The organism is Streptomyces sp. NPDC059564 (assembly GCF_042735575.1).
Lineage (GTDB): Bacteria > Actinomycetota > Actinomycetes > Streptomycetales > Streptomycetaceae > Streptomyces.
In genome coordinates this window covers 1-1,247 of the sequence record NZ_JBHWBP010000703.1, presented here as the reverse complement: position 1 = coordinate 1,247, position 1,247 = coordinate 1, and the positions used below count along the sequence as shown (strand labels likewise).

Genomic DNA, 1,247 nt, shown 5'->3' with positions numbered 1-1,247 from the left:
CTGCCATGCGTCTCCCGCCCCGAGCGGCCTGTACTGGCGGCACGGCGGGCCGTCCGCGCCGCTTCCCGCCCATCGTATGTTCGAGCGTCCGGGTCCGCTCGGCCTGCGGGCCGGGACGGGCGGGCGCCCGGCGTCAGGGGGCACGCGCCCCTGGTGCCGGGCGGGCCGGGTCAGGACGTCGTTCCCGCTTTGACCCAGGCGTCCCCGCCGAGGGGGAATTCGTAGCCGGGCCGGCCGTTGTGGCCGCTGGTGCGGAACGGCCTGCCGTTGTTGTCGATCTTGAGGGTGCCGTGGCGGGAGCCGCTGGACCAGGACAGTTCCAGGTACCAGCTCACGTCGTACGCGGAGGCGTCGGCCTTGACGTAGAACACCTCCGGCTCGGCTTCGCTCACCTTGAACGGGAAGTTCGGCTGCCCCGACTCGGGAACGACGGCCGGGCGCGTCGCGTCGAGGGCCACGGTGAAGGAGCGGGTCGGAACGCCGGCGCCGCAGCCGACGCCGGGGTAGCCCATGGCGTAGTCGTTCCAGGCGAGGGGCGCACGCTTGGCGGCCGTGCGGACGGTCAGGCTGTCCAGGACCACGGTGTCCTTGCCCGAGCCCTGAAGGGTCAGCGTGACGTACTGCTCGCCCGCGGACACGGCTCCGGCCGCCGCCACCCACGCGGGCGCGTCCCGTTCCAGGGGCGGCGGGGCGACCTGGGCCGGGGGCTTGTCGATCAGGTAGTGCTGGCCGCAGGGGGACTCCCAGGTGTGCGGCTGGGCGGTCACCTTCACCGGCGTACCGCCCGCGGCGTCGTCGCCCTGGGCGGAGGGGGACGGGCTCGCCGCGCCGGCACCGGCACCGGCACCGGCACCGGGATCGACGGCCTCGGCGCCGCCCCCGGGGCCGGGGGAAGCGGGCGCGGAGGCCGAAGGCGAGGATCCGGAGGGCGCCGCGGACGCCTGCTTGCCGTCCGTGCGTTCCCCCTCCTTGCCGTTCGGGAGGGACGCGGCGCCGACGGGCCCGTGCCGGACGTCGGTGTCCCGACCGGGCAGGTTCGCGGTGAGCGCGAGCGCCCCGGCGACGGCGGCCACGGCGATCCCCGCGAAGACGGCCCTGCGGTTGCGGCGGCGCGCCTTCGGGGCGGGCCCGGTGGAGGGGATGTCGGACACGGCCTCCGGAAGGGTCTCGGCAGCGGCCGGCGCCGCCGGCTCTCGCGCCGGGCCCGGCCCGGTCTCCTGCGGCGGTGGCTGCCCGGTCTCCTCGGC

At 76.7% G+C, this 1,247-nt stretch carries 1 protein-coding gene; it reads right to left on the bottom strand.

Features of this window, described 5'->3' with window-relative positions:
• Window positions 1-170 precede the first annotated feature (170 nt).
• Window positions 171-1,247, bottom strand: a 1,077-nt coding sequence (locus ACFV0Q_RS41790) for a transcriptional regulator (RefSeq protein ID WP_385013355.1), incomplete at its 5' end; no start/stop codon positions are given.